7 protein-coding genes are annotated in these 6,232 nt (G+C 69.5%); 1 reads left to right on the forward strand and 6 read right to left on the reverse strand.

The genetic code is table 11. From position 1 onward, the window contains the following. Together G3N99_RS32345 and G3N99_RS32350 are read right to left on the reverse strand one after the other, a co-directional pair. The coding region (locus tag G3N99_RS32345; RefSeq protein WP_206124403.1) for a response regulator at nt 1–444 on the reverse strand (444 nt) is incomplete at its 3' end. Between the two features lies 1 nt (nt 445). Then, entirely contained in the window at nt 446–1,519 is a 1,074-nt protein-coding gene (locus G3N99_RS32350; protein WP_174943542.1) for a histidine kinase, read from the reverse strand. A 237-nt stretch (nt 1,520–1,756) separates the two neighbouring features. Between G3N99_RS32350 and G3N99_RS32355 the strand changes: the two genes are divergently transcribed. Then, a complete protein-coding gene (locus G3N99_RS32355; RefSeq protein ID WP_174989671.1) occupies nt 1,757–2,290 on the forward strand; it encodes a hypothetical protein in 534 nt (177 codons plus the stop codon). A gap of 207 nt (nt 2,291–2,497) precedes the next feature. Here G3N99_RS32355 and G3N99_RS32360 read toward each other — a convergent pair whose 3' ends face one another. The 4 genes from G3N99_RS32360 to G3N99_RS32375 form a co-directional block, all read right to left on the reverse strand. Next, nucleotides 2,498–3,760, reverse strand: a complete 1,263-nt coding sequence (locus tag G3N99_RS32360) for a hypothetical protein (protein ID WP_206124404.1) — start codon at nt 3,758–3,760, stop codon at nt 2,498–2,500. 3 nt (nt 3,761–3,763) lie between these two features. Then, nucleotides 3,764–4,513 (reverse strand): outer membrane lipoprotein-sorting protein, encoded by a 750-nt coding sequence (locus G3N99_RS32365; RefSeq protein ID WP_241011963.1) that lies wholly within the window; start codon nt 4,511–4,513, stop codon nt 3,764–3,766. Between the two features lie 51 nt (nt 4,514–4,564). Next, nucleotides 4,565–5,962 (reverse strand): FtsX-like permease family protein, encoded by a 1,398-nt coding sequence (locus tag G3N99_RS32370; RefSeq protein ID WP_206124406.1) that lies wholly within the window; start codon nt 5,960–5,962, stop codon nt 4,565–4,567. After that, the coding region (locus tag G3N99_RS32375; protein WP_206124407.1) for an ATP-binding cassette domain-containing protein at nt 5,959–6,232 on the reverse strand (274 nt) is incomplete at its 5' end. The genes G3N99_RS32375 and G3N99_RS32370, both read right to left, overlap by 4 nt.

Genomic DNA, 6,232 nt, shown 5'->3' on the forward strand with positions numbered 1-6,232 from the left:
TGTGTCCCGGAGGCCCACGGTGATCCAGCGAATGGGCGCCGCATCGCGCTGCTCGGCGGCATTGGCCAGGAGCTCGGTGTCGGTGGGGGCCGGGCCACCGCGCTGCAGCTTGACGATGCAGCGGAGGAGGCGATCGTCGGCCACCGGCTTCAGCAGATAGTCGATCGCCGACTGGTCGAACGCCTGCACCGCGTACTCGTCGTAGGAGGTCACGAACACGACGTGCACGTGCGGGACGAGGCTCGCGATCTTCAGCCCGTCGATGCCGGGCATCCGGATGTCGAGGAACGCGAAATCCGGGCGCTTTGCATTCAGTTCGGCGAGTGCGTCGACGCCGTTGCGCGGCATCCCGACGATCTCCAGCTCGGGCCACAGCGTCGCGAGGCGCGCGGCGAGCTCTGCGGACAGGTTGGGTTCGTCGTCGGCGATCAGGGCTGTCGGCATATCAGGCAATCGGGATCTGCAAGGTTGCGGTCACGCCCCGCATGGCGTCGGCGTTTGCGCCGACCGACACGCGGCCGCGCTCGCCATAAAGGCTGATCATCCGGGCGCGAATGTTCGCGAGTCCCACGCCGCCGTGGAGCTTCGTGCCGCCGTTGCCGAGCCCCACGCCGGTGTCGCTCACGCTCAGGACGAGCAGGCCGCCGTCGCGCGTGCCGCGAATGCGGACTTCGCCGCCGTCGACCGCCGGCTCGATGCCGTGCAGCAACGCATTCTCGACCAGGGGCTGCAGCAGGAGCGGCGACAGCGGCAGGGCCCGCAGCGCTTCCGGCACGTCGATCGCGTAGCGCAGGCGTTCCTCGCCGAGCCGGATCGTCGCGATCTTCAATAGCGCCTCGACCAGTTCCAGTTCTTCCCCCAGCGTGGAGGTGGCCTTGCGCGTGCGACCGAGGCTCGCGCGCAGATAGCGGTTCAGGCTGTCGAGCATCGTCGTGGCGCGGGCCGGATCGCGCTCGATCAGGCTCTGCACGTTCGCCAGCGTATTGAACAGGAAATGCGGCTCGATCTGGGCCTGCAGCAGCGCGAGCCGCGCGGCCGTTTCGGCCTGGCGCGCCTCGGCGGCCTCGCGCCGCTGTGTCTCGAGCGACGTGCGCATGCGGGCGGCCTGCACGAACACCGAGACGAACGCGCAGGCTGCGCCGGCGACGATGAACGACGAGCCGTAGGCCAGCCAGACCTTGACGCCCGCATGCCCGATCAGGTGCGGGACGTGCCCGATCGTGGAGGCCGCGACCTCGAAACCGATGAACACGCTGGCTGGCGCGACGATCAGGATCTTCGGCACCAGCGCGAGCTTGCCGCGCACGAGGCGGTCGATGGCGACGCTGAGCAGCGTCGCGCTGAAACCGATGCCGTTTGCGACGACCAGGTACGGCAGCAGCGCTTCGTTGCGGCGCGTCGCCCAGAAGATCAGCCCGACCGCCGAATTGAAACAGAACAGCCCCAGCAGCGAGCGGCCCCGTTGTGCGGGGCCGACGTGCGGTTCGAACGACAGGAAGGCGAACGGCTTGCTTGGCATGGCAGCGAGCGGGAGCGGATTGCGGAGATGGTAGCGTAATTCGCGACGGCATTGCGATCGGCGATCGGCGCCAGGCTGCGGCGCGGGTGCGGCACTTCGCACGGACGTTCGCCGGACCTGAGGGCCGTTCATCGGGCGATTTCCACCGTTCATCGCAACGCGCGGCGCGTGGTCCGGCCGATCGCTATAGTCGCTGACATGTCCGCCGGTTGCGGCGCTCCCGATCAGGTGCTCACCATGCCCCATTTCCCTGCCTACGTTTACGTCTTGTTCTGCGTGCTCGTCTATATCGGCGTGAAGCGCTGCTTCGTGCGCGAAGTCCGGCCCGTGCGTCCGCTCCTGTTTCCGGTCGTGTTCGTCGGTCTCGGCCTGTCGAGCCTCGGCCACCTGTTTCCCCGGGCGGGCGCCGACGCCTACGCGGCGGCCGTCGCGATGCTCGTGGTCGGCACGGCGGGCGGCTGGTTCCACGCGCGCCGCTGGCGCCTGCAGTTCAGGACCGGGCCGGAAGGCATGCTCGTGCGCTTGCCGGGCGACGCGAGCCTGCTGGTCACGCTGCTCCTGACGTTCGCCGCCGAGACGTTCATTCATTACGCGATCGCGACCTCGCGGCCGTGGGCGGCCACCGGCGCCTTCGCGGCCCTGTCGTTCGCGGTCTGGGGCGGGCTCGTCGGCATGCCGCTCGGACGTGCGATCAACGTGGTGACGCGCTGCATCCGTCATGCGAACGGTGCGCCGGAGGAAGGCGACGGGCCCGCGCTCGAGTCGCGCTGAGTGCGGCCGGATCGTCGGCTAAAACGGACGTCGCGCGCCGTCGCGATTCCGGCAGGCCGCAGGGTCGCACCTATCGTTCCCGCGTGAGCGCGGTCCGCGCGCCGCAACACGCTGACGTCAGTCACGCTGCCTGCCGCGCCCGACGCATTGCGCCGGGCGCGTCTTGCATGATGTGTGTCGACGGTCATGCTTCTGTCGTTTCCCTGTTCAAAAGAAGAACGTCGCGATCGCCTGCACGATCTCGCTTTGCGCCTGCGCGCCGTAGACGCTGCGCGCCGAGCCGTGGTTGCTCTGCCATTGCACGGCAAAGTCGGTGCGCGGCCAGTGATAGCGCGCTTCGAGCCACGTGAAGTAGCTGTGGTCGTCGAGGTTGTAGCGCGCCATCGCGGTCAGCCCCAGATGCTGGACGAAGACGTCGGGCATCGATGCATAGACGAACAGCGAGCGCCGCGTCATCAGCTCCTGCGCGATGCTCGCCGAGTCGCGATAGCGCCAGTATCGCGACGGGTCGCCTTGCAGCGCCCGCCATGCCGCGGCGCTCGCGCTGGCGCCGTCGTAGTCGTATTCGAGCGTCAGCGACAGTTTGCTCGCGAAGGTATGGGTGACGCCGGTCGCGAGCTTCGAGGTCCAGGACGACGCGGCCTGCGAGAAATCGGCGACCGCGCTGCCGCGGCCGATCGCGTATTCGAGGAACCCGACCGTCGCATCGTCGATCAGCGTGGTGGCGTTCACGCCCAGTTGCGGGGCGATGCCTTCGCCGCCGTACAGCAGCCACTGCGGCGAGAAGTTGCCGAACAGCCGCTGCGACCCGCTCAGCATGTAGCGGGTGCGCGCGTTCGTCGCGCCGAGATCGGGATTGAAGGTGGCCTCGTTCGGATGCGTGTCGAGCCGCGGTGACACCAGGGCGGTCATCGAGCCGCCGCTCCACAGCAGCTGCCCGCGCGCCATCACGCTGCCGAGCCGGTTTTCGCGCAGGCTCTCGGGATCGATCGACACGACCGAGCGCAGCGCGCCGGCCTTGAAGAAGTCCGTGGGATTGAAGCCCGACGCGACGCCTTCGCGCAGGTTCACGCGGCCGACGTCGACGATCGCGTTCGGGCTTGCCTGCCAGCTCACGTAAGCCTGCTTCAGCGTGTCGACCGCGTTGTACTGCGACGTGCCCGCGCGCCATCCCGCATCGAAGCGATTCGACACGATCGCCCGCCAGTTGCCGGACGTGCCGTCGTACGACAGCGTGTTCGACACGCGCGCGTTGTCGTTGAGCGTCACGGGCCCGGTCTGGCTCGCCGCCGTGTAGTTCGCGACGGCCGCCTCGAACGTGCCGCGCCAGTTGCTCGGCGTCACGGGCGCCGCCGTCGCCGTGTCGGCGAGCCGCAGCGCGTCGCCGTCCGCGTCGTCGGCCGCGAGAGCGGCCTGCGCGGCCGCGAAGCCCGCCGCGCAGACCAGCACCGCGACCCGGGATCGCGCCATCGTCTAGTCGGCCTTGAAGCGGGACAGGTACGCGCGCTGCAGCCACGCGTCCGGAATGTCGCGCCACGCATAGTCGGTGTAGCGCATCACGGTGACCCAGCCGGGATCGAGCCCGTCGATGATGACGGTTTCCGTCGGCCGCGCCGCGCCCAGCTGCTCCTGGTAGTGCCGGTAGTACGCGATTTTCAGCACGCTGCCGCTGGCCGCGAAGAAGCGCGCCTTGACCGGCCGCTTCGTGTCGCTCGCGATCCACAGGTCGATCGCGTGGTACGTGACGTCGGGCGCGCGCGCCGTCAGGTGCAGCCGGTAGCAGCGCCGGCTCTGGTGCTCGCCGTCCGCCACGTTCTCCTCGCCCGCGAGCGACGCATCGTAGTCGTTGGCCCAGTTGACGGTCACGACGTCGCCGTTCGCGGCCTGGCCGAGCAGACGCTGCTGCGGCGAGATCCGCACGCTGGCCTGGCTCGACGGATCGTAGAACCACAGGTCGTTGCCGTTCTTCAGCATCAGCTTGTTCGCGTCGCGGGCCGGCGCGACGAACTGCACCAGCGTGCGGAACTGGCTGGTTGCCGGGTCCGCCTTCGAATAGATCTTCAGCACCTCGGCGTCCGTCTGCTGTCCGTTGCGAAATTCGAGCAGCGTCGTCGTCAGGCCGAACGGCTTGTCGGGGTTGCGCACCGCGTCGCTTTGCGCGAGCAGCTGTTGCGCCGACGGGTCTGCCGCCGCGGCCGCGGTGGCGGCGATCGCGAGCAGCATCGCAGCGGCGCGCAGGATCGGGATGGGGAATCTCATGGTGGCGGCTCCTGGTCAGGCGAAACGCAGCGCGTCCACGATCGGCAGGCGGGCGGCACGGTGCGCGGGCAGCCAGGCCGAGAGCGTCGCGACCACGGTCACGCCGAGCGCGTAGCGCGCGATCATCCCGAACTCGCCCCACACGCGTACCGACAGCGCGACCGGATCGGTCTGCCCGGGCGGCGTCCAGTGCAGGCCGGCGCGGTTGATCGCGATACCCGCCGCCAGCGCGAGGACGGTGCCTGCAACCGCGCCGCAGAGGCCGAGCAGGCACCCTTCGCAGACGAACAGGCGGCGAATGCCGGCGCCGCGCAGGCCGAGTGCGCGCAGCGTGCCGATCTCGTGCGTGCGCTCCATCACGGCCATGTTCATGGTGTTGCCGACCGTGAACAGCACGATCGTGGCGATCAAGACCGCGATGAAGCCGAAGATCGCGCCGAACATGCCGGTGACCTGGCCGTACTGCGGGTTCAGCGTCGCGAAGCCGAGCACCTCGAGCGGCTCGCCCGCGAGCCGGGTGCGCAGCAGCGTCTGGATGCGCGCGCGCGCGGCGGGCAGATCGGCCGTGTGCTTCAGCTGCACGACGATGGACGTCACCTTCGCGCTCGGGCCGCTGCCGTAGACGAGCTGCTGCGCCTGCGGCAGATGCACCTGCACGAACATGTCGTCGACCTGCTTGACGCCTTGCTTCTGCGCCGCGATCACCGACAGTTCGGCGACGTTCGGTGCGCCGTACGCGTTCGACGTCAGCAGCTCGAGACGGGTGAGCCCGCTGCGGTGCACGGGCTTCGCGGCGGCCTCGGCCTGCGAGAGCGACGCGATGTCGTCGGGCAGGTCCGACCCGCCGGCCGGGGCGGCCGTCACCGGATCGCGGCAAGCGGGCACCCGCAGCGCGTCGCACAGGTGCAGCACGCGCGCGACGCCCGTGCCGATCACGGCGGCGTTCGCGGCGCTGCCGGTCAGCGCGAGGGGCGTCGCCCGGTCGGCGAAACCGTAGTCGTTCCACTGGCGCATCCGGTTCTGGTCGGCCACGACGATCCCGCTGCCCGAGACGGTGCGCGAGACGCCCGCCGCGAAGTTGCCGGCGATGCCGTTGATCGCCAGCACCGGCGTCACGACCGTCACCTCGCGTGCCAGCTCGGGATCGCCGAGCACGGTGTCGATGATCTTCCGGTAGTCGGCGATCCCGTACGAGACGGGGTCGCCGCTGCCGTACAGGAAATAGTCGCGGTGCTGGATCTGCAGATGGCCACCCTGGCGCACGTAGCTGGTCTGGAGTCCGTAGTTGATGTCGCGCGCATAGCCGCCGAACAGCAGGATCGCGGTCAGGCCGACGATCATCGCGAGCAGCGTGGTCGACGAGCGGCGGCGGTTGCGCAGCAGGTTGCGGAAGGCGAGAACCCAGAGGCTCATTGGCAGGCCTCCTCGTGCAGGGTGGCCGAACGGGTGTCGACGACGCGCCCGTCGCAGATCGTCGCGACATCGTCCGCGGCGGCGATCACCTGCGGATCGTGCGACGAAAACACGAACGACGTCGCGCGCTCGCGCTGCATCGTGCGCATCAGCGCGATGATGGCCGCGCCCGTCGCGCTGTCCAGGTTGGCCGTCGGCTCGTCGGCCAGCACGAGCGCCGGCTCGGTGACGAGCGCGCGTGCGATCGCGACGCGCTGCTGCTGGCCGCCC

Source organism: Burkholderia sp. Ac-20392, from assembly GCF_017104585.1.
Taxonomy (GTDB): Bacteria; Pseudomonadota; Gammaproteobacteria; order Burkholderiales; family Burkholderiaceae; genus Burkholderia; species Burkholderia lata.